This window comes from Bacillus sp. T3 (genome assembly GCF_033449965.1).
In the GTDB taxonomy this organism is placed as follows: domain Bacteria; phylum Bacillota; class Bacilli; order Bacillales; family Cytobacillaceae; genus Bacillus_BU.
Genome location: NZ_CP137761.1, coordinates 3,541,184 through 3,566,423, shown reverse-complemented (window position 1 = coordinate 3,566,423; position 25,240 = coordinate 3,541,184). Strand labels below are relative to the sequence as shown.

The following is a 25,240-nucleotide window of genomic DNA, read 5'->3' as shown; positions in this document are numbered from 1 at the left end:
AAAGTTCAACAGGGAGTGTTGCTATGCCTGAAGGCAAAATTGTAAAAGCTCTTAGTGGCTTTTATTATGTTCTAGGTGATGAAGGAATTGTGCAATGCCGAGGCAGAGGGGTTTTTAGAAAAAATAAAGTAACTCCATTAGTTGGAGATTATGTCGTCTATCAGGCTGAAAACGATCAGGAAGGATACATTCTTGAGGTGAAGAAGCGGAAAAATGAACTGATCCGCCCACCAATCTCCAATGTTGATCAAGCGATTCTTGTTTTTTCGGCAGTAGAGCCTGAATTTAGTACGACCCTACTGGATCGATTTCTCGTTCTAGTAGAATATAACCATATCAAACCAATCATTTGTATTACAAAGTTAGATTTAACTGATCAACAGCAACGAACCAAACTGGACCAATACGCTAGCGATTACCGAAATGCAGGATATACCGTCATCCTTACATCTTCGGAAACAGAGCTTGGGATTGATGAGCTAATGCCTTATCTTGATGGGGAAATATCGGTATTTGCTGGGCAATCGGGTGTTGGCAAATCATCGCTGTTAAACGTACTCCGTCCAGATTTGGAGCTGAAAACAGATGATATCTCCACCCATCTTGGGCGGGGAAAGCATACAACAAGGCATGTTGAATTGATTGCAATTGGAAATGGTCTAGTTGCTGATACGCCTGGCTTTAGTTCATTGGAATTTACTGATATTGAAGCAGAAGAATTAACGCATTGCTTTCCAGAAATTGCTTTAGAAAGTGAGAAATGCAAATTCAGAGGCTGCCTTCATCTGTCAGAGCCTAAATGTGCAGTGAAGCAGGCAGTGGAAAATGGGGAAATACCTGAATATCGTTTAAATCACTATAAGGATTTTTTACAAGAAATTAAAGAGAGAAAGCCGAGGTATTAACATGGTAAAAATAGCACCGTCGATATTATCAGCTGATTTTTCAAAATTAGGAGAAGAGATTAAGGATGTAGAACGTGGTGGAGCAGATTACATTCACGTTGACGTAATGGATGGACACTTTGTTCCAAATATTACGATTGGTCCACTTATCGTCGAAGCCATTCGTCCCGTTACAAAATTACCATTAGATGTGCATCTAATGATTGAAAATCCTGACCAATATATTGAAGCGTTCGCAAAGGCTGGAGCAGATTACCTTACTGTTCATGTTGAGGCGTGTAGGCATCTTCATCGCACCATTTCTTATATTAAATCCTTTGGTGTAAAAGCAGGGGTTGTCTTAAATCCAGCAACTCCAGTTGAAACGATTCAGCATATTATTGAAGATGTGGATATGGTTTTATTTATGACAGTAAACCCTGGGTTTGGCGGACAGGCTTTTATCCCATCAGTTTTACCGAAAATTAGACAATTAAAAGAATTAATCGATGCAAAAGGCTTAGATGTTGAAATTGAAGTAGATGGTGGCGTTAATGTAGAAACGGCAAAGCTGTGTATTGATGCTGGTGCAAATGTTTTAGTTGCTGGTTCTGCTGTATACAATCAAGCAGACAGAGGCAAGGCGATTGCGGAAATTAGAGGTTAAGTTACCAACCAAAAGAGTCAGCAAATTGCTGGCTCTTTTGCTAAATTGACTTATAAAGGATGTCAGGTGAAAAGCATGGTAATCAATATTGTTGGCGGTGGACCCACACAGTTTCTGCCGGATTTACACTTATATGATCAGGATGATTGTCAATGGATTGGTGTGGACCGTGGGGTTTCCATTCTTATCGACAGAGGAATCATTCCAACAATAGGTTTTGGGGATTTTGATTCTGTTACAGACGAAGAGTGGCATAAAATAGAACAGTCTGTAGAAGGAATTAAAAAATTTAAGCCAGAAAAAGACGAGACTGATATGGAATTAGCTTTGAATTGGGCTTTGGAGCAAAAGCCTGAGACCGTCCGTATTTTTGGCGGTACAGGCGGCCGCTTGGATCATTTTTTTGCAAATGTACAGCTGTTAATCAAGCCAATTCTTCACGAATCAACAACGGAAGTTATGGTTATTGACCAGCAAAATACACTTTTCGCCAAGGCTGCAGGAACCCACACGATAACTAGAAGCAAAGAAAGAAAATATATTTCCTTTATTCCCATTACTCCTGAAGTGAAAAATCTGTCACTTATCGGATTTAAATATCCCTTAACCAATTGTCATATTCCATTAGGCTCGACATTATGTATTAGTAATGAACTTCATCTTGATTGTGGTACTTTTTCCTTTTCAGAAGGCATATTAATGGTGATAAGAAGTTGTGATTAAAAATCACCTTTATTAGAGTACTTATCTAATTATATTGAATATGATGTTAAGGACAAAATGAAACCGAGATGGATTTGTTTTAGATGGTGAGGAGGGACAATTATGAGATTTTATACGATCAAACTGCCAAAGTTTATTGGGGGACTTGTCCGTGTAATGATAGGTGCATTTAAAAAACATTAATGGTTTGATTCCAATGTAGTTTCTCATAACAGAAAAAACACTGGCGAGGTTTTATAAGGCACCCTTAATCGAGGGTGTTTTTTATTGTGAGAAAAACAGAATTTAAAATAAAAAGACACCCTCTGTGGGTGCCTTTAACACTTCATTATACGCGTTCTACTTTACCGGATTTTAACGCTCTTGCTGAAACCCATACACGTTGAGGCTTGCCGTCAACAAGAATGCGTACTTTTTGAAGGTTTGCACCCCATGTACGCTTGTTAGCGTTCATTGCGTGGGAACGTGCATTACCTGTAGTGGTTTTCTTACCAGTGATTACACATTTACGTGGCATGTTTCTTTCCCTCCTTACTACCGAAGCTTGAAACTATTTTTCCATGCTGGTATTTACAATCGCCAAATTATGTCCTAACTATAAAAAACAAGCGAAGCATGTTATTCCTCAGACATAAAAAGATACTTTAATAATTTAACATACAACTTCTATGAATGCAATAGCTTCGAAAAAAGCTTTCAAGAAAAAATCCTTGACATAGTAAATAGGGCATTGATCATAATAAGACAGTGGAAGGATTCGCTTTCAAAATTAAACTGGATATAGTAAAATGACTGTAGTCAAGCGCAATTTCCAAAGGGGGAACGATTTATGTCAATCGAACTAAAAACAAAGTACGGGCAAATTGATATTTCAAATGAAGTAATCGCCACAATTGCAGGTGGAGCGGCGACTGATTGCTACGGGATTGTAGGGATGGCCTCTAAGCAGCAGATCAAAGACGGTTTGACCGAAATTTTGCGTCGAGAAAATTTTACACGTGGCGTAATCGTTCGTCAGGAAAATGAAGAAGTACATATCGATATGTATATTATCGTAAGTTACGGGACGAAAATTTCCGAGGTTGCTCACAATGTACAGTCAAAAGTTAAATATACATTGGATAAAACCGTGGGGCTTGCAGTTGACTCGGTAAATATTTACGTTCAGGGTGTTCGAGTAACGAACCCATAGTGAGGAGGAAAAATAAGTGTCGATTAACGTCTTAGATGGTAACCGCTTCGCAGATATGATCATTCAAGGTGCAAACCATCTATCTGCCAATTCAAAGTATGTCGATGCGTTAAACGTTTTTCCCGTTCCAGATGGTGATACGGGAACTAATATGAATTTGTCAATGACTTCAGGGGCAAAGGAAGTTAAAAATAATACTCAAGATCATATAGGCAAGGTCGGTTCAGCCCTTTCAAAGGGTCTATTAATGGGGGCACGTGGAAATTCCGGCGTCATTTTATCTCAATTATTTCGAGGCTTTTCTCGTTATATTGAACAAAAGGCTGAGATTACCTGGACGGACTTTGCAGCGGCACTGGATGCTGGTGTTGAAACGGCCTATAAAGCTGTCATGAAGCCAGTTGAAGGGACCATATTAACAGTTGCCAAGGATTCGGCCAAAAAAGCTGTTCAAGTTGCAAAAATGCAAGACGATATTGTTGCGATAATGGAAGAAGTCGTGATTGAAGCGCAAAACTCGTTAAACCGCACGCCTGATCTTTTACCGGTATTAAAAGAAGTAGGAGTAGTGGATAGTGGTGGTCAAGGCCTTCTTTATGTCTATGAAGGCTTCCTCGCAGTGTTAAAGGGTGAGGCTCTGCCAGACGCAACTAAATCTAGAATTAAAATGGAAGAGTTAGTCAGTGCCGAGCATCATAAAAGTGTGCAAAGCCATATCCAAACAGAGGATATCGAATTTGGATATTGCACCGAATTTATGGTCAAGCTTGATCGTGAAAAGAAACCATTCTCTGAAGAAACCTTCCGTCAGGATTTAAGTCAGCATGGTGACTCATTGCTTGTTATTGCCGATGAGAAGCTAGTAAAGGTCCACATACATGCAGAACACCCTGGAGATGTTCTATCGTACGGTCAAAGCTACGGAAGTCTAGTAAATATGAAAATTGAAAACATGCGTGAGCAACATTCTACGATCGTTGGAGAACCAGAACAAAAATCAGAAGTAAAAGCTCCTGCTCCTAGTAAAGAAGCTGCAGAGTACGGCATTGTGACGGTTTCAATGGGCAAAGGAATTGCAAAGCTTTTCCGCAGCATTGGTGCACATGCCGTTATCGAAGGTGGACAAACAATGAACCCAAGTACGGAGGATATTGTATCTGCCATTAAAGAAGTAAATGCTAAGAAGGTTATTGTCCTTCCAAATAATAAAAACATCATTATGGCAGCTGAGCAAGCAGCTGAGCTTGCGGATCAAGAGGTAATTGTTATTCCATCCAAGACGGTTCCACAAGGAATGTCTGCGATGCTTGCCTTTAACCCAAATGTATCGTTAGCGGATAACAAAAATGCCATGACAGATGCCTTACAACATGTGAAGACAGGTCAAATTACCTTTGCTGTAAGAGATACCAGCATCGATGGTCTGACGATTGAAAAAGACGATTACATGGGAATTTTCGATGGGAAAATTGTCGTGAAAAATAAAGATAAAGTGAAAGCGGCACAGGATTTGCTAACGGAAATGGCTGATGAAGACGCTGAAATCATTACGATTTTAAAAGGTGAAGATGCTACAGAAGCGGATATTGCGGCTTTATCAGAGTTTATTGAATCAAAATATCCAGATCTTGATGTTGAAATTCATGATGGTGACCAACCTCTATATGCATTCATCTTTGCAATTGAGTAAAATACTGTGACTACAAAAATAGAAGGGGCTATCCCCTTCTATTTTATTTTTTATCCATACACCCAATTAGGCAAATTCATCATAAACTAGAATAGTAGGAAGGAAAGGATGCGATAAAGTGAAATTCAAAAGTGTGTTTGATATTATCGGTCCGATTATGATTGGTCCTTCTAGCTCACATACTGCTGGTGCTGCTCGAATTGGTCGTGTAGCAAGAAGTCTGTTTGCAAGGGAACCAAAATGGGCTCACATATATTTTTATGGGTCCTTTGCCCAAACCTTTCGCGGGCACGGCACCGATGTTGCGATTGTTGGTGGAATTCTTGATTATGATACATTTGACGAAAGAATCATCGATGCCATTACGATTTCAAAAAGCAAGGGAATGGCTCTTTATTTTTATGAAGAAGAGGCTATACCGCATCATCCCAATACGGCGAAGGTAAGAATTGGAGATGAAAACGGGGAGCTTGAACTGGTGGGCATTTCGATTGGCGGTGGAAAAATTGAAATTATTGAGTTAAATGGGTTTCAATTAAAGCTCTCTGGAAATCATCCTGCTATTTTAGTTGCACACAATGATAAGTTTGGGACAATTGCCTCTGTATCGAATCTGCTGGCCAAGCACGAAATTAACATTGGTCATATGGAGGTTTCACGAAAGGATGTCGGCAAGCTTGCCCTGATGACCATTGAGGTCGATCAAACGATTGAAGCTGCTGTGCTTGAAGAAATTGCAAAGCTTCCCAATGTTTTAAAAGTCACGAAAATAGTAGATTAATACGGCGTGTTAGGGAGGACGACAAAGTGTTTCGTAACGTAGCTGAATTGATTAAACTTGCAGAAGATCAGCAAAAGGCGATTGCCGATATCATGATACAACAGGAAATAAAGGTAACGGGTCGTAAGGAAGCGGAAATTCTGAGGCAAATGGACCAAAACTTAACCGTGATGGAACAAGCAGTGGAGCGCGGGATCAAGGGCGTCTCCTCGCATTCCGGCTTAACGGGCGGAGACGCTGTCTTATTACAGCAATATATTGATAAAGGCCAATTTCTGTCAGGAGAAACCATTTTGGATGCCGTCTCTAGAGCAGTTGCAACGAATGAAGTAAATGCAGCAATGGGAACAATTTGTGCAACGCCTACTGCTGGCAGTGCTGGTGTTGTCCCTGGAACGTTGTTTGCGGTGAAAAGGAGATTAAATCCATCCCGAGAACAAATGGTCCGCTTTTTGTTTACAGCCGGAGCATTTGGCTTTGTGATTGCGAACAATGCATCGATATCGGGAGCGGCAGGTGGTTGTCAGGCCGAGATTGGCTCGGCCGCAGGAATGGCTGCAGCCGCCATGGTTGAAATGGCTGGAGGTAGTCCTGCACAATCAGCAGAAGCCATGGCCATTTCGTTGAAAAATATGTTAGGCTTAGTATGTGATCCTGTTGCAGGATTAGTTGAAGTGCCGTGTGTTAAAAGAAATGCCATGGGGGCTGCAAATGCAATGGTAGCAGCAGATATGGCGCTTGCGGGAATAAAAAGCAGAATTCCCTGTGATGAAGTCATCGAAGCAATGTTCAAAATAGGGCAAACTTTGCCGACAACACTAAGAGAAACAGGACAAGGAGGGTTGGCGGCTACGCCGACAGGTCGAAATCTAGCAGCAAAGATCTTTGGCAAACCGCTTAAATAATCGTGAATCATAAACTTAAAGAAGCCGGTGTCCGTGTTAAAAGGGATTGGAGAAGAAACAGCACAATTACTCTCAGATATGAATATTTTCAATATCCAAGATTTACTTGAATATTTTCCATATCGTTATGAAGATTACCGATTGCGTGATTTAGCAGAAGTTAAGCATGATGAAAGAGTCACGTTAGAAGGGAAGGTTCATAGTGAGCCTTCTCTCGTTTATTATGGTAGAAAAAAATCACGGTTAATCATCCGGCTGTTAGTAGACAGGTATTTAATTCAAGTTGTCTTTTTTAATCAACCATTTTTAAAAAATAAAGTTAGCTTAAATCAAAGTGTTACGGTAACGGGTAAATGGGATCAGCACCGACAAACCATTACGGCAACAGAGTTACATCCAGGATCTCTCTCTCAGGGGGAGGAACTAGAACCAGTCTATGCGGTTAAGGGAAAACTGACGGTTAAGGGAATCAGAAAATTTATCGGACTAGCCTTTACACAATATCAAGACCAACTCGAGGAAATCTTACCGAATACGATGTTAACTCGCTATAAACTATTAAATCGTAGAACTGCCTTAAGGGCCCTGCACTTTCCGCTGTCACAGGAGGATGTGAAGCAAGCGCGAAGAAGGTTTGTATACGAGGAATTTTTGCTGTTTCAATTGAAAATGCAGGCGCTCAGAAAATACGAGCGTGAGCAGGCTGCAGGTGTTGAACAAACCTACGATGTAGCTAAGGTCAAGGAATTTATCAGCAAATTGCCTTTCCCGTTAACAAATGCTCAAACGCGAGTCGTAACAGAGATTTTGGACGACCTCCGCTCACCGTTTCGGATGAATCGCCTTCTTCAAGGGGATGTTGGTTCAGGGAAGACCGTTGTAGCAGCAATTGGTCTGTACGCAAGTGTGTCAGCAGGATATCAAGGAGCATTGATGGTTCCAACAGAAATTCTTGCTGAACAACATGCACAGTCATTACAAGCAATGCTTGAGCCATTTTCACTTAAATGCGAGCTTTTGACAAGTTCGGTGAAAGGGAAGCGGCGCAAAGAAATTCTTCAGAGATTAGCTGCTGGAGAAATCGATGTATTAATTGGAACTCATGCGCTCATTCAAGAGGAAGTTCAGTTTAAGCGCTTAGGCTTTGTCATTACCGATGAGCAGCATCGTTTTGGGGTCGAACAGCGCAGAATTCTTCGAGAAAAAGGTGTAAATCCAGATGTTTTATTTATGACGGCTACACCAATCCCCCGTACCCTTGCGATTACGGTGTTTGGGGAAATGGACGTATCCATTATTGATGAAATGCCTGCAGGACGTAAAGCAATTGAAACGTACTGGACCAAGCATGATTCTTTAGAAAAAGTATTAGGTTTTATGGAAAAAGAATTAAAGCTAGGGCGTCAGGCTTACGTGATTTGTCCATTAATTGAAGAAAGCGAAAAATTAGATGTTCAAAATGCCATTGATGTGCATACAACATTAACGCACTTTTTTCAAAATCGGGCTCGTGTGGGGTTGATGCATGGGCGATTGCCAGCAGATGAAAAAGATCAAATCATGAAAGAGTTTAGCAGAAATGAGGTTCAAATCCTCGTTTCGACAACAGTTGTTGAGGTAGGTGTGAACGTACCAAATGCAACCTTCATGTTAATTTATGATGCTGAGCGTTTTGGATTAGCGCAGCTACATCAGCTAAGGGGACGTGTCGGTCGGGGAAGTGAGCAATCTTATTGTATACTGTTAGCTGACCCAAAAACCGAGGTTGGGAAAGAGCGCATGAAAATCATGACGGAGACGAACGATGGCTTTGTTGTAAGTGAAAAGGATCTGGAGCTAAGGGGACCTGGTGATTTCTTTGGTAAGAAACAAAGTGGACTTCCTGAGTTTAAGTTGGCCGACTTGGTTCATGACTATCGAGCACTGGAAACAGCTAGAAAGGATGCAACTGTACTAACTCAATCAACTGTATTTTGGACATCTGATGAGTACAAAGCATTAAGAGAATATTTAGAGGAGTCAGGCGCGATGTCTAGGGAAAAACTAGATTAAGTGTTGTGCGTGCCTTCATTTTTTTCTTGCAATATGCGACCTCGACTTATATACTACTATTAGTACCTAGTCATAAGAACTCGGACGGTGTGATAAGATGAGACGCAATAAAAAAGAACGTCAAAAACTATTAACAAATACAATCAAGGAAAATCCATTTATTACAGATGAAGAATTAGCGGAAAAGTTTTCAGTTAGTGTCCAAACCATCCGCTTAGATCGTTTAGAATTATCGATTCCCGAGCTGCGCGAACGAATTAAGCACGTGGCTGAAAAACGATTTGATGATGAAGTTCGTTCTCTTCCAATTGATGAAGTTTTTGGTGAAATCATTGATATAGAATTAGACAAAAGTGCCATCTCTATTTTTGATGTTAGACAAGAACATGTTTTTAAACGAAATCAAATTGCGAGAGGTCATCATTTATTTGCCCAAGCCAATTCGCTTGCTGTTGCCGTCATTGATGATGAATTAGCTCTGACAGCAAAGGCAAATATCCTTTTTACTAGATCGGTTAAAGAAAATGAACGAATTATTGCCAAAGCAAAGGTCGAAAAAATTGACAATGAGAGCGGTAGAACATTTGTCGAAGTAACAAGCTACGTCAATAACGAGCTTGTTTTTAAAGGCAACTTTGTCATGGTTCGTTCTAATAAATAACATAAGGATGAGTGTGAATGAAGATTGCAATAGATGCAATGGGAGGCGACAATGCCCCTAAGGAAATTGTTCTCGGTGCAATGAAGGCAATCAAGCAATTTCAAGATGTTCAGATCACCCTTGTCGGTGACGAGTCAAAAATCAACCAATTCTTAACGAACAATGAGAGAATTGACATCATTCATACGGATGAAATGATTCTGGCAACAGATGAGCCTGTAAGAGCAGTACGTCGGAAAAAGAAGGCTTCTATGGTTCTAACCGCACAAACCGTTGCAGATGGTCAGGCTGATGCATGTATTTCAGCAGGGAATACAGGTGCACTTGTTGCAGCAGGACTATTTGTAGTGGGTCGAATAGAGGGAATTGATCGACCAGCATTAGCTCCAACGCTACCAACTATTGGAGGAGAAGGGTTTTTACTTTTAGATGTTGGCGCCAATGCAGATGCTAAAGCAGAACATATCCAACAATACGGAATAATGGGTTCCATTTATGCCGAAAAGGTGCGGGGAGTCAATAATCCACGCGTCGGTTTATTGAATATTGGAACAGAGGAGAAAAAAGGGAATGATTTGACGAAAAAAGCCTTTGAACTCCTTCAGCAAGCGGATATTAATTTTATTGGCAATGTCGAGGCACGCGATTTGTTAGACGGTGTAGCCGATGTTGTTGTGACTGATGGTTTTACAGGTAATATGGTGCTGAAAACAATCGAGGGTACAGCACTATCTGTGTTCAAAATGGTAAAAACCACGTTAATGAGCAACCTGAAAACAAAAATTGCTGCAGCCATGTTAAAACCAGATTTATATGGGCTTAAGAACAAGATGGATTATTCTGAGTATGGCGGTGCTGGATTATTCGGATTAAAGGCTTCGGTTATTAAAGCGCATGGCTCTTCAGATGCTAATGCTATCTATAATGCAGTGCGACAGACACGGGAAATGGTCGGTGGAGATGTTGCCGGACTGATTAAAAATTCTGTTGCCAACCTATCAGCACAGGTTGAAAAATAACAGGAAAAAGGAGATTACAATGGGAAAAATCGCGTTTTTGTTTCCTGGCCAAGGCTCACAAACGGTTGGGATGGGAAAAACTTTAGCTGATTCTTTCGAAGAATCACGGGCTATTTTTGAAAAGGCCGATCAAACTTTACATACACAACTTACAAAGTTGATTTTTGAAGGACCACAGGAAGAATTGACTCTGACAACCAATGCTCAACCGTCATTAATGACAACTAGTATTGCAATTCTTGAACGTTTTAAGCAATTTGGGATTACGCCTGATTACTGTGCAGGACATAGTCTTGGTGAGTATACCGCATTAGTTGCAGCAGGTGCTTTTTCATTTGAAGATGGTGTCTATGCTGTTAGAAAGCGTGGAGAGTTTATGGAAGAGGCCGTACCAGCAGGTGTAGGTACGATGGCGGCTGTATTAGGTATGGACCGTGATGCTTTAACAGCTGTATGTGAAGAAATTACGAATGAGGGTAACCCTGTTCAGTTAGCAAATATGAACTGTCCTGGTCAAATTGTTATCTCTGGTTCACGTCAAGGAGTAGAATTAGCTTCTGTAAAGGCAAAAGAAGCAGGTGCAAAACGTGTCCTACCATTAGAAGTAAGTGGACCGTTTCATTCTTCTTTAATGCAGCCAGCAGCAGAAAAGCTAGGTGCTGTTCTTGATGGAATTAAGATTCAGGATGCAACCATTCCTGTTATTGCGAATGTTACTGCTGCACCGATGACCTCGGCAGCAGATATTAAACAAAAATTAATCCAACAGCTTTATTCTCCAGTCCTTTGGGAGGACTCCGTCAATCAAATGATTGAGCAAGGCGTAGATACCTTTATCGAGATTGGTCCTGGAAAAGTGCTATCTGGATTAGTGAAGAAAATAAACCGTTCAGTCAAAACCTTCTCTGTTTCCGATGTGGAAAGCTTAAATGCAACAGTAGAAGCGTTAAAGGAGGAAGCACGATGAAATTACAAGGTAAAGCTGTTCTTGTTACAGGAGCCTCAAGAGGAATTGGGCGTGAAATCGCGTTAGAGTTAGCCAGACAAGGTGCAAACGTAGCCGTAAATTATTCTGGCAGCGAAGCACGAGCATTAGAAGTCGTTGCGGAAATCCAAGCTTTAGGCTGTGAAGCATTTGCAGTCCAATGTGATGTTGCGAATAGTGATTCTGTCACTGAAATGGTCAAAAGTGCGATTGAACGTTTTGGTAAACTTGATATTTTAGTGAATAATGCTGGAATTACAAGAGATAATCTTCTTATGCGTATGAAGGATGATGAGTGGGATTCTGTAATTAATACAAATCTTAAAGGTGTGTTCCTTTGTACAAAGGCTGTTACCCGTCAAATGATGAAACAGCGCAGCGGACGGATCATTAATATTGCATCAATCGTAGGTGTTAGTGGAAATCCAGGTCAAGCAAACTATGTTGCAGCAAAGGCTGGTGTAATTGGCTTAACTAAAACGGCTGCAAAAGAGCTTGCTTCACGTGGAATTACAGTCAATGCAGTTGCACCTGGGTTTATAACTACGGATATGACGGATAAACTAACAGAAGAGGTAAAAGAAGCAATGCTTTCTCAAATACCGCTTGCACGCTTTGGCGAACCTGGAGATATTGCGAAAGTTGTCACATTCCTAGCCTCTGAAGATAGTCGTTATATGACTGGACAAACCTTACATGTTGACGGCGGAATGGTCATGTAATCGGAAAATCATCCACTAATGGAAGTTTCACTTTATTTAACAAACAAAATACTCTATAATGGCTTGAGGGGAGGTGACAAGTATGGCAGATGTATTAGAACGCGTAACGAAAATCATCGTTGATCGCTTAGGTGTTGAAGAATCTCAAGTTTCCTTAGAAGCTTCTTTCAAAGAAGATCTTGGTGCTGATTCCCTAGATGTAGTTGAACTAGTTATGGAATTAGAAGATGAATTTGATATGGAAATTTCTGACGATGATGCTGAGAAAATTGCCACAGTCGGTGACGCTGTGAATTACATAAAAAGCACATTGTAATCGTTAGAATCTAGAAAAAAGCTCCGTTTTTAACGGGGCTTTATTCTGTAGAATCCTTACTTTTTGACTTGGGTTGCCTTATTTGCACCCCAAGTTTCTTTGCGTAAGGAGGCCATTTTTTTGTAAGATAGTAGAGGATATTGTTTTAGGCGGTTCAGAGTGATAAATTTCCTAGGTAATAATAAGGAGATGGAACTTTTAATATAAAATCAAGGTGGAGACCAGCATGCGCAAAAATGGAAATGAACGAGACGTAAAATTAAATCGCGCAAAGGAAATTCAATTAAAAGAATTTCAGTATCGTATTGGCATTCTATTTAATAATATTAATTTACTTAAACAAGCATTTACTCATTCATCCTATGTGAATGAGCATCGTAAAAAGCCTTATGAAGACAATGAAAGGCTTGAATTTTTGGGGGATGCTGTCCTAGAATTAACCGTTTCACAATTCCTTTATAAAAAATACCCGATGATGAGTGAGGGAGAGCTGACAAAGCTTCGTGCTGCTGTCGTTTGTGAACCTTCCTTAGTTTCATTTGCAAATGAACTGTCATTTGGCCAGTTTGTCCTATTAGGAAAAGGAGAAGAAATGACTGGTGGCAGGGAAAGACCTGGCATTACTTGCAGATGTGTTTGAAGCATTTATTGGCGCTTTGTATTTAGATCAAGGAATCGAAAGCGTAATTCAATTCTTAGACAGAATTGTTTTTCCAAAAATTAATTCTGGTGCTTTTTCTCATGTGATGGATTTTAAAAGTCAGCTACAGGAGTTAGTACAGCGAGATGGAGTTGGCCAGATTGAATATAAGATATTGTTAGAAAAGGGTCCTGCCCATAACCGAGAATTTGTTTCCGTTGCCATATTAAGAGGGGAAGAACTAGGTTCAGGAATGGGACGTTCAAAAAAAGAGGCGGAGCAGCACGCTGCGCAAATGGCATTAGAAAAACTAAAGGCATTTATGCAAACCGAACACGATCAACAACAGTAGGACAAGAGGAGCATTTTAGGAGGTAACAGCATGTTTTTGAAGCGTTTAGATGTCGTTGGTTTTAAATCCTTTGCCGAACGAATCTCCGTCGATTTTGTTCCTGGTGTAACGGCTGTCGTAGGTCCAAACGGAAGTGGTAAAAGCAATGTAACGGATGCAATCCGGTGGGTACTTGGGGAGCAGTCAGCTAAATCCTTGCGTGGTTCAAAAATGGAGGATATTATTTTTGCTGGAAGTGATACAAGACGTCCACTTAATTTTGCTGAGGTAACGCTAACCCTCGATAATGAGGATCAATTTCTTCCAGTGGAATACAATGAAGTGAGCGTGACAAGGCGCGTGTATCGTTCTGGCGAAAGTGATTTTTTAATAAATAAGCAGTCGTGCCGGTTAAAGGATATCGTGGATTTATTTATGGACTCAGGACTTGGTCGTGAAGCCTTTTCCATAATCAGTCAGGGAAAAGTGGAAGAAATTTTAAACAGCAAGGCTGAAGATAGACGAACGATTTTTGAAGAAGCAGCCGGTGTTTTGAAATATAAAAATCGCAAGAAAAAAGCAGAGAGTAAGCTCGCTGAAACACAGGATAACTTAAACCGTGTAAGCGACATATTACATGAGCTTGAATCTCAGGTCGAACCGTTAAAAATTCAAGCATCACTTGCTCAGGATTATTTAGAAAATAAAAAGGAGCTTGAGCATTTTGAAGTCGCTTTAACCGTTTATGAAATTGAAGATTTTCATTCTAAGTGGGAGAAGCTATCAAATGCACTGGAAGGACATCAACAGGACGAGTTGAAGCTATCTAGTCAACTTCAAAAAAAGGAAGCAAAAATTGAGGAATTACGGGAGCAAATGACTGCCCTTGACGAATCAATAGATGACCTGCAGGCTGTGCTTCTCCGTGCAACAGAGGAGCTTGAAAAGCTTGAAGGTCGAAAAGAAGTTTTAAAGGAACGGAAGAAAAACGCTGCCCAAAATAAGGAGCAGCTTGAACGAAATGTTACAGAGCTTTCAACTAAAGTGAAAGAACTGACAGCTGAGAAGGAGACGCAAGCCAAAATCGTCACAAGGCTTGAGCAGGAAGCGTCTACATTAAAACAAGATTTAGACGAGCAGCTAGAAAAGTTAAAGCTGTTTAGTGTGAATATTGAACAAACGATCGAGTCGCTGAAAAGTGATTATATTGAGCTTTTAAGCAATCAAGCAAGTGGAAAAAATGAACTCCGCAATATTACTCAGCAGCTCGAGCAACAAACAAATCGCAATCATCGACTTGATGAATCAAATGAAAAATTCCTTCGTGAACGTGAGGATATTCATGCTCGAAAACAAACTGTTTTAGCCAAAGTAAATGAAGCAAGCTTGAAGCTTGAGCAGCAGGTACAAGCTTATTATCAACAGCAACGAAAGCATGAATCATTAAAAAATCAATATGAAAAGCAAGAAAAACTGCTTTATCAAGCCTACCAGTTTTTACAGCAATCAAAATCAAGAAAAGAAATGCTGGAGGAAATGGAAGAGGATTTTTCTGGCTTTTTCCAAGGAGTAAAAGAAGTACTAAAGGCACGAAATAGTACCTTACAAGGGATTGAAGGAGCCGTTGCAGAATTAGTTTCTGTTCCAAAGGAATTTGAAACGGCGATTGAAATCGCGCTCGGTGCAGCTATGCAGCACGTTGTCGTCGATACTGAGCAAAATGCTCGTAACGCGATCTCTTTTTTAAAAAAGAACTCCTACGGTCGGGCAACCTTTTTACCTGTTACTGTAATAAAAGGGAAAGGTCTATCCTCCTATCAGCTTGATTCGATAAAAGGGCATCCTTCATTTGTGGGTGTTGCAACTTCGTTAGTACGTTTTGATGCAAAATATCAGGATGTCATCTCCAACCTGTTGGGTAATGTTGTGATTACAAAGGATTTAAAGGGCGCAAATGAATTGGCTAAAATTCTCCAATATCGCTGTCGCCTTGTTACACTAGATGGTGATGTAGTCAATGCGGGCGGCTCAATGACAGGTGGTGCGGTTAAGCAAAAGAACAATTCCTTATTAAGCCGTAAAGGGGAATTGGAGGAGTTAAAGGGTAAGATTGCCGAAATGGAGCAGAAAACGTCGCAGCTTGAGCAACAAGTAAAACAGTTGAAGGTTGACAACCATGATAAAGAATTAGAATTAGAGTCGCTTCGTAAAACCGGTGAAGAACTGCGAATTCTTGAGCAATCATTAAAGGGTGACCTACGCGAGATTGAGCTAGAAGAAAAGAATGTTAACGAACGTCTTGCACTATACGATATCGATAAAAACCAATTCGTACAAGAAAGAGAAAGCTTGCTTAAAAGAAAATTAGAATTGGAAGCCTATTTAGATACATTATCCGTACAAATTGCGGAGCTTGATGCAGAAATCAATAAGCTAACACAACAGAAAAGTTTGGAATCGACCTCAAGGGAAGCTCTATCTGCCGCAATCAATGAACAAAAAGTTCAAATGGCTGCTAAAAAGGAGCAACAATCCCATGCGAATGAAAAATTAACGAGGATCAGCAATGAATTAGTACAAACTGAGGAAAAGCTAATGATCGTTACCGATGACTTGCAGCTGTTGTCATCGGAAATGTCCAATAGCTCTTCCAGGTGAAGAACAGCTTGAACTTGCCGCAAGTCAGATGCTTCATGATAAAAACGAAACAGTTAAATTCATCTCGACTAGACGGGAAGAACGAGTGAAGCTACAGCTTTCGCTAGAGGATTCTGAGCTAGAGGTTAAGGAGCTAAAGCGTCAGCACAAAGGCTTAGTTGAAGTCCTAAAGGATGAAGAAGTTAAGCTAAATCGTTATGATGTCGAGCTTGAAACACGGCTGTCTCACCTTCGTGAAGAATACATGCTTACCTATGAGGCTGCGAAGGAGCAATATCCGCTCTCACTGCCAATTGATGAAGCTCGGCGCAAAGTGAAATTAATTAAGCTGTCGATAGAAGAGTTAGGGACTGTCAATCTTGGGGCAATTGAGGAATATGAACGAGTGTCTGAACGGTATGAATTTTTACTTGAGCAAAAAAACGACCTTCAGGAAGCGAAGGACACGTTGTTCCTTGTGATTGGTGAAATGGACGAGGAAATGAAAAAACGGTTTGAGCAAACCTTTCAAGGAATACGATCATATTTTGAGCCAACCTTTCAGGCGTTATTTGGTGGTGGAAGAGCTGATTTGCGCTTAACAGATCCTAGTGATTTGTTGAATACCGGGGTTGAAATTGTTGCCCAGCCACCAGGGAAAAAGCTGCAAAATCTAGGGTTGTTATCAGGGGAGAGCGGGCTTTAACCGCAATCGCATTATTATTTTCAATCCTTAAAGTGCGCCCTGTACCGTTTTGTGTGCTTGATGAAGTGGAAGCAGCTCTTGATGAGGCGAATGTAAATCGATTCAGCCGCTATTTAAAGCGTTATAGCAGCGAAACTCAATTTATCGTCATCACCCATCGCAAAGGCACGATGGAAGAAGCCGATGTCCTATACGGCATTACCATGCAAGAGTCAGGAGTCTCCAAACTAGTATCAGTAAGACTAGAAGAAACCCCAGAATTAGTTCAATCTTAAACAAATGGCTGTGTTAAAATTATTTTGAATTTCATGCAAAGTTGATTGGAGCGGAAGGCACGAGACTCCTGCGGGAGCAGTGCGTCACGGGAGACACCGCAGGCGCAAAGCGCCGAGGAGGCTTCCGGAACCGCCCCCGCGGAAAGGGAGTGCCTGGAGCGGAAATCAACATACATATTTTCATTGAGAAGGAAGTGAACCCATGAGTTTTTTTAAAAAATTAAAAGAAAAAATTTCACAGCAAGCAGATTCCGTAACCGAAAAATTTAAGCATGGTTTAACAAAAACACGTGACAATTTCTCTGGTAAGGTCAATGACCTTGTTGCACGCTATCGCAAGGTAGACGAAGATTTTTTTGAAGAACTTGAAGAAATTCTGATTCAAGCAGATGTTGGCTTCGATACGGTCATGAAGTTAATTGATGAACTAAAAATGGAAGTAAAACGCAAGAATATCCAAGACCCACAAGAAGTACAGGCCGTTATATCTGAAAAATTAATCGAAATCTACCAGGGTGGAGCAAGTATTCAAAGCTCTGGCTTAAATATGCAGGAAAATGAATTGACTGTTATCCTTTTTGTTGGCGTGAATGGCGTTGGAAAAACAACAACGATTGGTAAGCTCGGTCATAAATTTAAGTCTGAAGGAAAACAAGTTCTCATGGCTGCAGGGGACACATTCCGTGCAGGGGCAATTGAACAGCTTGAGGTTTGGGGAGAGCGTGTTGGCGTGGAAGTAATCAAACAGGCTGCTGGCTCTGACCCTGCAGCAGTTATGTTCGATGCGATTCAAGCAGCGAAGGCGCGCAATGCGGATGTATTGCTTTGTGATACAGCCTGGGCGCTTGCAAAATAAAGTCAACCTAATGAAAGAGCTAGAAAAGGTAAAGCGGGTAATCGAAAGAGAAATTCCAGGTGCGCCACATGAAGTCCTTCTTGTTTTAGATGCGACAACTGGACAAAATGCCATGATTCAGGCAAAGAACTTTAAAGAAGTCACAAACGTTAGCGGGATTGTCTTAACAAAGCTTGATGGTACTGCTAAAGGGGGAATCGTGCTTGCAATCCGTAACGAGCTTGATATCCCTGTTAAATTTGTTGGTCTCGGTGAAAAGATGGATGACCTCCAAGAATTTGACGCTGAAAAATATGTGTATGGATTATTTGCCGATCAAGTAGAAGAAGAGACAGACGAAGATTAAAAATCACGGTAGGATTTTTGCAGCCTATCAATATTGATTGAATGCTATGGCTGTTGAGGGCACACTCAACAGCCGTTTTATTTGTACAGATGTTGTCAAATATTAGTAATGTGAGAGCGCTTTCCGTGATAAAATATGATGAAAGAGTTTGATTTTTCTAGTGGTTGAGACAGAAAGGAGGACTTTTATGAGTAAAACGAAAAAAATAATTGCTGGAATCTCAACAACTGCTTTGGCTTTTGGGCTTGCTGGTTGTGGAGATGATAGCGCGAATTTGCCACCAGTTCCTGATGATAATGCCTGTGACGATTGGGAATGGGATGATGACGATGGTGTTTGGGAATGTGATGACGAGAATTCATCTTATTATCGCCATTCTTACTATGGTGGAAGCTATTTCCGGACAAAATCTCTGCTTTATGCAAGTAAAGCTTATAAAAATTACAAAAGCAGCAGCTCCTTTAAGGGAGGGAGTATGAAAAAAAGTACAGGATTCGGAAGCGGCTCTAAAAGCTTTGGCGGCTAATAAGAATCGAAAGATGATTGAAAAGAGGGATGTTAATGGATTTATATATTAATTTTTCGCTATATTTGCTCGTTTCACTTGGATTATTGTTCGTCGGTCTATTTCTGTTTGAAATTACGACCACAAAGGTGAAAGAGTTTAAGCTAATTGCTGAAAAAAATGTAACGGCCGCCCTTTCACTAGGAGGAAAGGTTTTAGGACTGGCTGTCGTCCTTGGGTCTGCAGCTGAATACTCCATTTCATTAGTTGATATGATCATTTGGGGTGCGATCGGGATTGTCGCTCAAATCATTGTCTTTATTATTGCTGAAGTGATTACGATTCGCTTTAGCATTGAAAAAGCAATACAAGAGGATAATCGCGCTGTTGGTGTTTTGCTTTTCTCACTATCGATTGCTGTGGGCTGGATTGTAGCGAAGTGTTTAACTTATTAATACGCCACAGGGGAGGGTGTCCTAGTGCATAAGCTTACTTATTTTATTGACCAAGGAAATGGTGAATATCAACCATTCTATGAATACGAAGTTCCCTTTGTAGGGGAGGACGAATTTTACGCCCGCCAATTATGCACGTACTTTATCGTCAAGGGCATGCAATACCAATTAATTTCGAATGAAATGAGGGGCAGTGAGGAAATTTTAGCACTTGAGGAAATGGGTCCAAATAACCCCTTGCCAGATGAACAGATTTATCGAAGCAAAGGGTTGCATCTTGAATTTCGAAGCTCGCTACCTGAAGAAAATTATCGTCTTCTACACGTTACTCCTTGTGAAACACATTTTGAAGTCATTCGCTATTTATTAAAGGATATTGTTGATATTCCATTGCTTGGTCAATTTTACACAACCTCGACTGAAATTGATGAAGACCGTGGTACCTATGTGATTTATGTGAAGGAGATCGAGGAAGGTTAAAGGAGAATGTTAATGGACCGATCCACCTATCAGCAAAAGCGGAAGCACTTCTTCGACCAAATCGATCATTTTTGGCCCGACCTTTATGGCGAAGAATATGCATTATATGACGTTTATGAAATGAATCTTGACCTTGTTCAAGCTATAAATACTGCAACAAAGCGGATTGGGAGCATCTTTTTCAAAACGGCGACATTGCTGAGGAGGGCTGATGACGAGGTTCTACTGGAGATGGGCTTCCCAAAACGAACTCTCTCTTTTCTTCGGTTGGCGCCACTGTCGACCGAAAGTGTAATTGCCCGCCTTGATTTAGTCCAATCTGATGACGAGATAAAGTGCCTAGAAATCAATTCTGATACTCCGACCTTTATTAAAGAAGTGTTTCATATTAATGAACTTATTTGCCAAGAGTTTGGTTTAACGAACCCAAATGATGGGATGGAGCGCAGGCTGGGCAAAGCAATTCGAACAAGCATTATCGGGTCTTTTGGTTTGTCAAAAAAACAACCTAATCTTGTTTTTACTGCACATGCGGATCACCTAGAGGACCGTAACACGGCATTGTATCTTCAAAAACTATGTGGGCTCCCTGCTAAGTTCGTGCCACTACATCGTCTCCAAATCGAAAGGGGCGTTGGGTTATATGATGAAGCTGGAGATTCTATTGATGTGCTATACCGTCAAACCTTTCCGATTGAGAATTTGATTGAAGATCAAGACCATCATGGGAATCCAATCGGCTTATGGTGGCTTGAATTAGTCCAACTCGGCAAGCTTAAAATAATCAATCCACCCTCAGCATTTTTAGTGCAAAATAAAGCGGTTCAGGCCGTAATTTGGGGGTTGCATCTTGAAAATCATTCGTTTTTTAGTGGTGAAGAGCATCAGTGGATTGATAAGCATTTCCTTCCGACCTTCTTCGAGCCTGACCCGTTCCTCGAGACTAGCCAAGCTTTTGTAAAAAAACCGACCTTTGGGCGTGAAGGTGATACAGTTGAAATCTATGATGAAACAGGTAATCTGCAAATGGCTGATTCACAAACATCTTATACTGAATATGTACCGATCTATCAAAAATATATCGACCTTCCAATCATCCCTTTTTCCACAGAAAAGGGACATCGTCTCGGACATATGATTATCGGAAGCTTCTTGATAAATGGACAACCGAGTGGAATTGGGGCAAGAGTTGGTAATCCAATCACTGACAATCTGTCTCATTTTTTGCCAATCGGAGTTTCGAAGAATCCGTAATGGAGGATAACTATGTGGATTTTACATAAAATCATATCTAAGCTTAGCAAGGTACCACTTAGAAAACTAGTAGGCATAACTCTACTTGTTATTTTAGCAAGCAGTTTCTTGATAAGATTGATTGAGCCTGAGACATTTCCGAGTTATTTTGATGCACTCTGGTGGACAATGACGACCATCGTTACCGTTGGCTATGGAGATTTTTTTCCAACAAGCATGATTGGACGGCTGTTTACGATGTTGCTTCTGTATACAATTGGAATCGGGGCAATGGGACTTATCATCGGTAAAATATTTGAAAGCTTTAGTATGTATCGGAAGCTGAAGGAGGAAGGGAAATTGAAATATTCGGGTAGTGGCCACTATATATTAATTGGGTCCTCTAAAGAAAAACTTCAAAATGTGTTAGAAGAAATTCTTTGTTCTGAGGAAAAAGCAGAGCTTGTGGTCATTGACCATGGTGAAAGATGCCCAATTGAACACGAACAGGTACATTTTATAAGTGGCGATCCTGCTGCCGAGGAAATTTTGTTAAAAGCGAATATTTTAGAATCAAAATCCGTTTCGATTTTTACTGATGAACGAATTGAGTTATCAGAATATGCAGATGGAAAAACCTTATTAATCGCCTCTCGAGTTGAGTACATCTCAAAGAAATTCCATAAAAGCATTTATACGATTGTAGAAATTATGAAGGAACATCATATTTCTCTTTTTGAATATGCTAAGGTCGATGAGTTTGTCTTAGCAAAGGAATCGGTTTCTAGGTTAATGGCACAAGCGGCTATTTATCCCGGCTCTAGCCGCTTATTTAAGAAATTACTGAGTAATACCGATGAAGAGAATTTATATGAAATACATAAAAAACCACATTGGCAAACTTATAAACAAGCTGCGATGGAATTATTCGATTTAGGGGCAACATTGATATCTGATGGTAGTGATTTAGATATTGCGAAGAGATCCAATGAGCCGATTGCGGATGGTTCCAAACTGTTTGTAATTTGTGATGAAGACACTCATAAAAAAATACTAGATAAGTAGAGTCTTACATTATACGGGGCGAATCTTGACATGTTTTGATGTTCTGTGTAAACTAGGTTGTAAAGGCTTTTCACTTAACAAGGGGGAAACGGCGATGCTTGAAAAAACAACACGCATGAATTACCTGTATGATTTTTATCAGTCGTTGTTAACACCAAAGCAGCGTAGCTATATGTCCCTTTATTATTTAGATGATTTTTCCCTTGGAGAAATTGCTGAAGAGTATGACGTAAGCCGGCAAGCAGTATATGATAACATTAAACGTACAGAAAATATGCTTGAGGAATATGAGGAGAAGCTGTCATTACTTCAGAAATTCCAAGAGCGTAATCAACTACTTGCGAAGGTTAAGGAACAGCTTGCATCAGACACTCCTTCAAAACAGGAGCTACTCGAGGCAATTGACGATATTGAAAAATTAGATTAGGGGGCGGCAAAAGGAATGGCATTTGAAGGATTAGCCGACCGACTGCAAAATACAATCCAAAAAATCCGCGGAAAAGGTAAAGTATCAGAAGCGGATGTTAAGGAAATGATGCGTGAAGTACGTCTTGCCCTATTAGAGGCTGACGTTAACTTTAAAGTAGTAAAGGATTTTGTAAAAAAGGTTAGTGAGCGTGCCCAAGGCCAAGAGGTATTAAAAAGCCTAACACCAGGACAGCAAGTTATAAAAGTTGTACAAGAAGAATTGACCGAGCTCATGGGCGGGGAGCAAAGTAAAATTGCCGTTTCTAATCGTCCGCCAACCGTCATTCTAATGGTTGGTTTGCAGGGTGCAGGTAAAACAACAACAACTGGAAAGCTTGCCAATCTGCTTCGGAAAAAGTACAATCGCAAACCAATGCTTGTTGCAGCAGATATTTACCGTCCTGCAGCGATCAAACAGCTTGAAACCCTTGGAAAGCAGCTTGGAATGCCTGTTTTTTCGCTTGGTGATCAGGTAAGTCCAGTTGAAATTGCAAGACAAGGGATTGCAAAAGCAAAGGAAGAGCACCATGACTATGTTTTAATCGATACAGCAGGTCGACTGCATATTGATGAAACGCTAATGGATGAGCTTAAGCAAATTAAGGAACTTTCCAAGCCTGATGAAATATTCCTGGTAGTTGATGCTATGACCGGACAAGATGCTGTGAATGTAGCACAAAGCTTTAATGAAACGCTAGGTCTTACAGGTGTTGTTTTAACTAAATTAGATGGGGATACCCGTGGTGGTGCCGCTCTTTCCATCCGTTCTGTAACCAATACGCCGATAAAATTTGTCGGTCTTGGGGAAAAAATGGATGCTTTGGAACCATTCCATCCTGAGCGAATGGCTTCAAGGATACTGGGAATGGGCGATGTTCTTACTTTAATCGAAAAAGCGCAGGCAAATGTCGATGAAGAAAAGGCGAAAGAGCTAGAAAAGAAGATGCGAACAGCTTCTTTTACCCTAGACGATTTTCTCGATCAGCTTGGACAGGTTCGTAATCTTGGTCCGCTTGATGAATTGTTAAAAATGATGCCAGGTGCGAATAAAATCAAAGGCTTAAACAATGTCCAAATTGATGAGAAGCAAATTTCTCATGTCGAAGCCATCATTCAATCGATGACAAAGGAAGAGAAAATCAACCCTGAAATCATCAACGCCAACCGTCGTAAACGGATTGCGAAGGGGAGTGGCACATCTGTCCCTGATGTCAATCGTCTTCTAAAGCAATTTGAAGACATGAAGAAAATGATGAAGCAAATGACAAATATGCAGCAAAAAGGCAAGAAAAAAGGTGGCTTTAAGCTTCCATTTAATCCATTTGGTTGATTAAAACAGCCAAATATTAGGTGTTAAGAAAAAACACTTTACAAACTTTTTATTCATTGGTAATATATTATCTTGTGTGAAACTATTCGGAGGTGCTTATTTAAAATGGCAGTAAAAATTCGCTTAAAACGTATGGGAGCTAAAAAATCTCCTTTCTATCGTATCGTAGTTGCAGATTCTCGTTCACCACGTGATGGACGTTACATTGAAGTAGTTGGAACATACAATCCAGTTGCTCAACCAGCAGTAGTAGAAATCAATGAAGAGTTAGCTCTTAAATGGTTACAAACAGGTGCAAAACCTTCTGATACAGTTCGTAACCTTTTCTCTAATCAAGGCGTTATGGAAAAATTCCATAATGTTAAGAACAGCAAGTAATATTAGATTCCTATGAAGCAACTAATCGAAACTATCGTAAAGCCCCTAGTTGATTTTCCGGACGACGTCGTCGTTGACGTATTAGAAGAGGATCAACGCGTGACCTATAAGCTTTCTGTTAACAAGACCGATATGGGAAAGGTAATTGGAAAGCAGGGGCGCGTTGCTAAGGCAATCAGAACAGTAGTCTACGCAGCAGGATCAACACAACAGAAGAAGATTTTTTTAGAAATCACAGAATGAGGAGGGGCATCCCTCCTCTTTTCGTATATACAATTATGGTTAATATGTTTCATTGGATTTCTTTTTAAAACAGGGCTTTGTTAAAGAACGTTGTGGATTTTGGAGCAAACTGTTGTTTGGAGTGGAAGGTGCGAGACTCCTGCGGGAGAAGGTGTCTCGGGAGACCCCACAGGCGCTAAAGCGCCGAGGAGGCTCCCGGAACTCCCCGCTGGGTCGCTGAGCACCTGGAACGGAAAACAACAGCCAAATTTAACAAAGCCTAAAAAAGATATAGCAAGGCGTTTTGGGAGGCGCTCGCATGAAACTACTGCAAACTGTTGTGATCAAGCAAGTTTTAACAGAAGAAAGCAAAGCAGAACTATTCGAAAAATACCACTCAAAAAAACTTCAGCTACAAAAAGAATGTGACCAGCTTCGGTTTGAATTAAAGAAACTTGAAAAAACAAAAAAATTCCAAACCACAGGGCTAATAAAGCATTTTGATAAAGAAATCCAATCCCGAAAAGAAAAAATTAAGTTAGCTGATTTTCAAATTGAACAATTACATAACCTACCATTAGGAAGCGAACTAAAGGAACGTGAAGTACAAGCAGTTGTCGACGTCGAGGTTGGGGACAATTGGGATGAGTTCCTAACTGGATCAACGATTATCATTAAAGATGGTGTTGTTTCGGAAATAAGAGAGAGGTGAAAAT

The 25,240-nt window shown here is 40.5% G+C and carries 25 protein-coding genes and 3 pseudogenes; 27 read left to right on the top strand and 1 reads right to left on the bottom strand.

From position 1 onward, the window contains the following. The first annotated feature begins 23 nt into the window (after positions 1–23). The 4 genes from rsgA to spoVM all read left to right on the top strand — a co-directional run bounded on the left by rsgA (position 24) and on the right by spoVM (position 2,457). A complete protein-coding gene (gene rsgA, locus RGF10_RS18195; RefSeq protein ID WP_318504863.1) occupies positions 24–905 on the top strand; it encodes a ribosome small subunit-dependent GTPase A in 882 nt (293 codons plus the stop codon). Between the two features lies 1 nt (position 906). Then, a complete protein-coding gene (gene rpe, locus RGF10_RS18190) occupies positions 907–1,551 on the top strand; it encodes a ribulose-phosphate 3-epimerase (RefSeq protein WP_318504862.1) in 645 nt (214 codons plus the stop codon). A gap of 75 nt (positions 1,552–1,626) precedes the next feature. Further along, a complete protein-coding gene (locus RGF10_RS18185) occupies positions 1,627–2,274 on the top strand; it encodes a thiamine diphosphokinase (RefSeq protein WP_318504861.1) in 648 nt (215 codons plus the stop codon). Positions 2,275–2,376: 102 nt separating this feature from the next. Then, positions 2,377–2,457, top strand: coding sequence for a stage V sporulation protein SpoVM (gene spoVM, locus RGF10_RS18180; protein WP_318509568.1), 81 nt, complete (start codon positions 2,377–2,379; stop codon positions 2,455–2,457). Positions 2,458–2,602: 145 nt separating this feature from the next. Here the strand turns inward: spoVM and rpmB are convergent, their stop codons facing one another. Next, positions 2,603–2,791, bottom strand: coding sequence for a 50S ribosomal protein L28 (gene rpmB / locus RGF10_RS18175; protein ID WP_318504860.1), 189 nt, complete (start codon positions 2,789–2,791; stop codon positions 2,603–2,605). Between the two features lie 312 nt (positions 2,792–3,103). Between rpmB and RGF10_RS18170 the strand changes: the two genes are divergently transcribed. From RGF10_RS18170 to RGF10_RS18060, 23 genes and pseudogenes are all read left to right on the top strand, one after another. Next, positions 3,104–3,466, top strand: a complete 363-nt coding sequence (locus RGF10_RS18170; protein ID WP_318504859.1) for an Asp23/Gls24 family envelope stress response protein — start codon at positions 3,104–3,106, stop codon at positions 3,464–3,466. Positions 3,467–3,482: 16 nt separating this feature from the next. Further along, positions 3,483–5,156 (top strand): DAK2 domain-containing protein, encoded by a 1,674-nt coding sequence (locus RGF10_RS18165; protein WP_318504856.1) that lies wholly within the window; start codon positions 3,483–3,485, stop codon positions 5,154–5,156. A gap of 118 nt (positions 5,157–5,274) precedes the next feature. Beyond that, the gene (sdaAB, locus tag RGF10_RS18160; protein WP_318504850.1) at positions 5,275–5,937 is read left to right on the top strand and encodes an L-serine ammonia-lyase, iron-sulfur-dependent subunit beta; all 663 of its coding nucleotides are present in this window, start codon (positions 5,275–5,277) and stop codon (positions 5,935–5,937) included. A gap of 26 nt (positions 5,938–5,963) precedes the next feature. After that, positions 5,964–6,842, top strand: a complete 879-nt coding sequence (gene sdaAA / locus RGF10_RS18155) for an L-serine ammonia-lyase, iron-sulfur-dependent, subunit alpha (RefSeq protein ID WP_318504845.1) — start codon at positions 5,964–5,966, stop codon at positions 6,840–6,842. A 6-nt stretch (positions 6,843–6,848) separates the two neighbouring features. After that, positions 6,849–8,894: an ATP-dependent DNA helicase RecG gene (recG, locus tag RGF10_RS18150; RefSeq protein WP_412176746.1), complete on the top strand. Its 2,046-nt coding sequence runs from the start codon at positions 6,849–6,851 to the stop codon at positions 8,892–8,894. Positions 8,895–8,991: 97 nt separating this feature from the next. Beyond that, on the top strand, positions 8,992–9,555 hold the full coding sequence (fapR, locus tag RGF10_RS18145) for a transcription factor FapR (RefSeq protein WP_318504839.1): 564 nt from the start codon (positions 8,992–8,994) through the stop codon (positions 9,553–9,555). A 17-nt stretch (positions 9,556–9,572) separates the two neighbouring features. Beyond that, positions 9,573–10,574, top strand: coding sequence for a phosphate acyltransferase PlsX (gene plsX / locus RGF10_RS18140; protein ID WP_318504833.1), 1,002 nt, complete (start codon positions 9,573–9,575; stop codon positions 10,572–10,574). 19 nt (positions 10,575–10,593) lie between these two features. Then, positions 10,594–11,541 carry an ACP S-malonyltransferase gene (gene fabD / locus RGF10_RS18135; protein ID WP_318504829.1) on the top strand — a complete coding sequence of 316 codons (948 nt, stop codon included), beginning with the start codon at positions 10,594–10,596 and terminating at the stop codon, positions 11,539–11,541. Beyond that, on the top strand, positions 11,538–12,281 hold the full coding sequence (gene fabG / locus RGF10_RS18130; RefSeq protein WP_318504825.1) for a 3-oxoacyl-[acyl-carrier-protein] reductase: 744 nt from the start codon (positions 11,538–11,540) through the stop codon (positions 12,279–12,281). The genes fabD and fabG overlap by 4 nt, the downstream gene beginning before the upstream one ends. Before the next feature lie 82 nt (positions 12,282–12,363). Continuing rightward, a complete protein-coding gene (gene acpP / locus RGF10_RS18125; protein ID WP_318504821.1) occupies positions 12,364–12,597 on the top strand; it encodes an acyl carrier protein in 234 nt (77 codons plus the stop codon). Between the two features lie 226 nt (positions 12,598–12,823). Then, positions 12,824–13,589 (top strand): annotated as a pseudogene (rnc, locus tag RGF10_RS18120) (ribonuclease III). Between the two features lie 30 nt (positions 13,590–13,619). Continuing rightward, positions 13,620–17,186: pseudogene (gene smc / locus RGF10_RS18115) on the top strand (chromosome segregation protein SMC). Positions 17,187–17,388: 202 nt separating this feature from the next. Then, a pseudogene (gene ftsY / locus RGF10_RS18110) lies at positions 17,389–18,388 on the top strand (signal recognition particle-docking protein FtsY). 187 nt (positions 18,389–18,575) lie between these two features. Next, positions 18,576–18,914 carry an aminotransferase yhxA gene (locus RGF10_RS18105; RefSeq protein WP_318504817.1) on the top strand — a complete coding sequence of 113 codons (339 nt, stop codon included), beginning with the start codon at positions 18,576–18,578 and terminating at the stop codon, positions 18,912–18,914. Positions 18,915–18,949: 35 nt separating this feature from the next. Further along, positions 18,950–19,348: a DUF350 domain-containing protein gene (locus RGF10_RS18100; RefSeq protein WP_318504809.1), complete on the top strand. Its 399-nt coding sequence runs from the start codon at positions 18,950–18,952 to the stop codon at positions 19,346–19,348. Positions 19,349–19,372: 24 nt separating this feature from the next. Next, complete coding sequence (locus tag RGF10_RS18095; RefSeq protein WP_318504802.1) at positions 19,373–19,828, top strand: RNA helicase; 456 nt, start codon at positions 19,373–19,375, stop codon at positions 19,826–19,828. A gap of 12 nt (positions 19,829–19,840) precedes the next feature. Continuing rightward, positions 19,841–21,082 (top strand): glutathionylspermidine synthase family protein, encoded by a 1,242-nt coding sequence (locus RGF10_RS18090; protein WP_318504795.1) that lies wholly within the window; start codon positions 19,841–19,843, stop codon positions 21,080–21,082. 12 nt (positions 21,083–21,094) lie between these two features. Next, positions 21,095–22,126 (top strand): potassium channel family protein, encoded by a 1,032-nt coding sequence (locus tag RGF10_RS18085; RefSeq protein ID WP_318504781.1) that lies wholly within the window; start codon positions 21,095–21,097, stop codon positions 22,124–22,126. 94 nt (positions 22,127–22,220) lie between these two features. After that, positions 22,221–22,553, top strand: a complete 333-nt coding sequence (locus RGF10_RS18080; RefSeq protein ID WP_318504776.1) for a putative DNA-binding protein — start codon at positions 22,221–22,223, stop codon at positions 22,551–22,553. Positions 22,554–22,568: 15 nt separating this feature from the next. Then, the gene (gene ffh / locus RGF10_RS18075) at positions 22,569–23,924 is read left to right on the top strand and encodes a signal recognition particle protein (protein WP_318504769.1); all 1,356 of its coding nucleotides are present in this window, start codon (positions 22,569–22,571) and stop codon (positions 23,922–23,924) included. Between the two features lie 105 nt (positions 23,925–24,029). Then, on the top strand, positions 24,030–24,302 hold the full coding sequence (rpsP, locus tag RGF10_RS18070; protein WP_318504759.1) for a 30S ribosomal protein S16: 273 nt from the start codon (positions 24,030–24,032) through the stop codon (positions 24,300–24,302). 12 nt (positions 24,303–24,314) lie between these two features. Next, positions 24,315–24,545, top strand: coding sequence for a KH domain-containing protein (locus RGF10_RS18065; RefSeq protein ID WP_318504751.1), 231 nt, complete (start codon positions 24,315–24,317; stop codon positions 24,543–24,545). 298 nt (positions 24,546–24,843) lie between these two features. Further along, the gene (locus RGF10_RS18060) at positions 24,844–25,236 is read left to right on the top strand and encodes a YlqD family protein (protein ID WP_318504742.1); all 393 of its coding nucleotides are present in this window, start codon (positions 24,844–24,846) and stop codon (positions 25,234–25,236) included. Positions 25,237–25,240 lie beyond the last annotated feature (4 nt).

Excerpts from the sequence above, each read along its gene's own strand:
- rsgA (WP_318504863.1), top strand. The coding sequence starts at position 24 with ATGCCTGAAGGCAAAATTGTAAAAGCTCTTAGTGGCTTTTATTATGTT.
- rpe (WP_318504862.1), top strand. The coding sequence starts at position 907 with ATGGTAAAAATAGCACCGTCGATATTATCAGCTGATTTTTCAAAATTA.
- RGF10_RS18185 (WP_318504861.1), top strand. The coding sequence starts at position 1,627 with ATGGTAATCAATATTGTTGGCGGTGGACCCACACAGTTTCTGCCGGAT.
- spoVM (WP_318509568.1), top strand. The coding sequence starts at position 2,377 with ATGAGATTTTATACGATCAAACTGCCAAAGTTTATTGGGGGACTTGTC.
- rpmB (WP_318504860.1), bottom strand. The coding sequence starts at position 2,791 with ATGCCACGTAAATGTGTAATCACTGGTAAGAAAACCACTACAGGTAAT.
- RGF10_RS18170 (WP_318504859.1), top strand. The coding sequence starts at position 3,104 with ATGTCAATCGAACTAAAAACAAAGTACGGGCAAATTGATATTTCAAAT.
- fapR (WP_318504839.1), top strand. The coding sequence starts at position 8,992 with ATGAGACGCAATAAAAAAGAACGTCAAAAACTATTAACAAATACAATC.
- plsX (WP_318504833.1), top strand. The coding sequence starts at position 9,573 with ATGAAGATTGCAATAGATGCAATGGGAGGCGACAATGCCCCTAAGGAA.
- fabD (WP_318504829.1), top strand. The coding sequence starts at position 10,594 with ATGGGAAAAATCGCGTTTTTGTTTCCTGGCCAAGGCTCACAAACGGTT.
- fabG (WP_318504825.1), top strand. The coding sequence starts at position 11,538 with ATGAAATTACAAGGTAAAGCTGTTCTTGTTACAGGAGCCTCAAGAGGA.
- acpP (WP_318504821.1), top strand. The coding sequence starts at position 12,364 with ATGGCAGATGTATTAGAACGCGTAACGAAAATCATCGTTGATCGCTTA.
- RGF10_RS18105 (WP_318504817.1), top strand. The coding sequence starts at position 18,576 with ATGAGTAAAACGAAAAAAATAATTGCTGGAATCTCAACAACTGCTTTG.
- RGF10_RS18100 (WP_318504809.1), top strand. The coding sequence starts at position 18,950 with ATGGATTTATATATTAATTTTTCGCTATATTTGCTCGTTTCACTTGGA.
- RGF10_RS18090 (WP_318504795.1), top strand. The coding sequence starts at position 19,841 with ATGGACCGATCCACCTATCAGCAAAAGCGGAAGCACTTCTTCGACCAA.
- RGF10_RS18085 (WP_318504781.1), top strand. The coding sequence starts at position 21,095 with ATGTGGATTTTACATAAAATCATATCTAAGCTTAGCAAGGTACCACTT.
- RGF10_RS18080 (WP_318504776.1), top strand. The coding sequence starts at position 22,221 with ATGCTTGAAAAAACAACACGCATGAATTACCTGTATGATTTTTATCAG.
- ffh (WP_318504769.1), top strand. The coding sequence starts at position 22,569 with ATGGCATTTGAAGGATTAGCCGACCGACTGCAAAATACAATCCAAAAA.
- rpsP (WP_318504759.1), top strand. The coding sequence starts at position 24,030 with ATGGCAGTAAAAATTCGCTTAAAACGTATGGGAGCTAAAAAATCTCCT.
- RGF10_RS18065 (WP_318504751.1), top strand. The coding sequence starts at position 24,315 with ATGAAGCAACTAATCGAAACTATCGTAAAGCCCCTAGTTGATTTTCCG.
- RGF10_RS18060 (WP_318504742.1), top strand. The coding sequence starts at position 24,844 with ATGAAACTACTGCAAACTGTTGTGATCAAGCAAGTTTTAACAGAAGAA.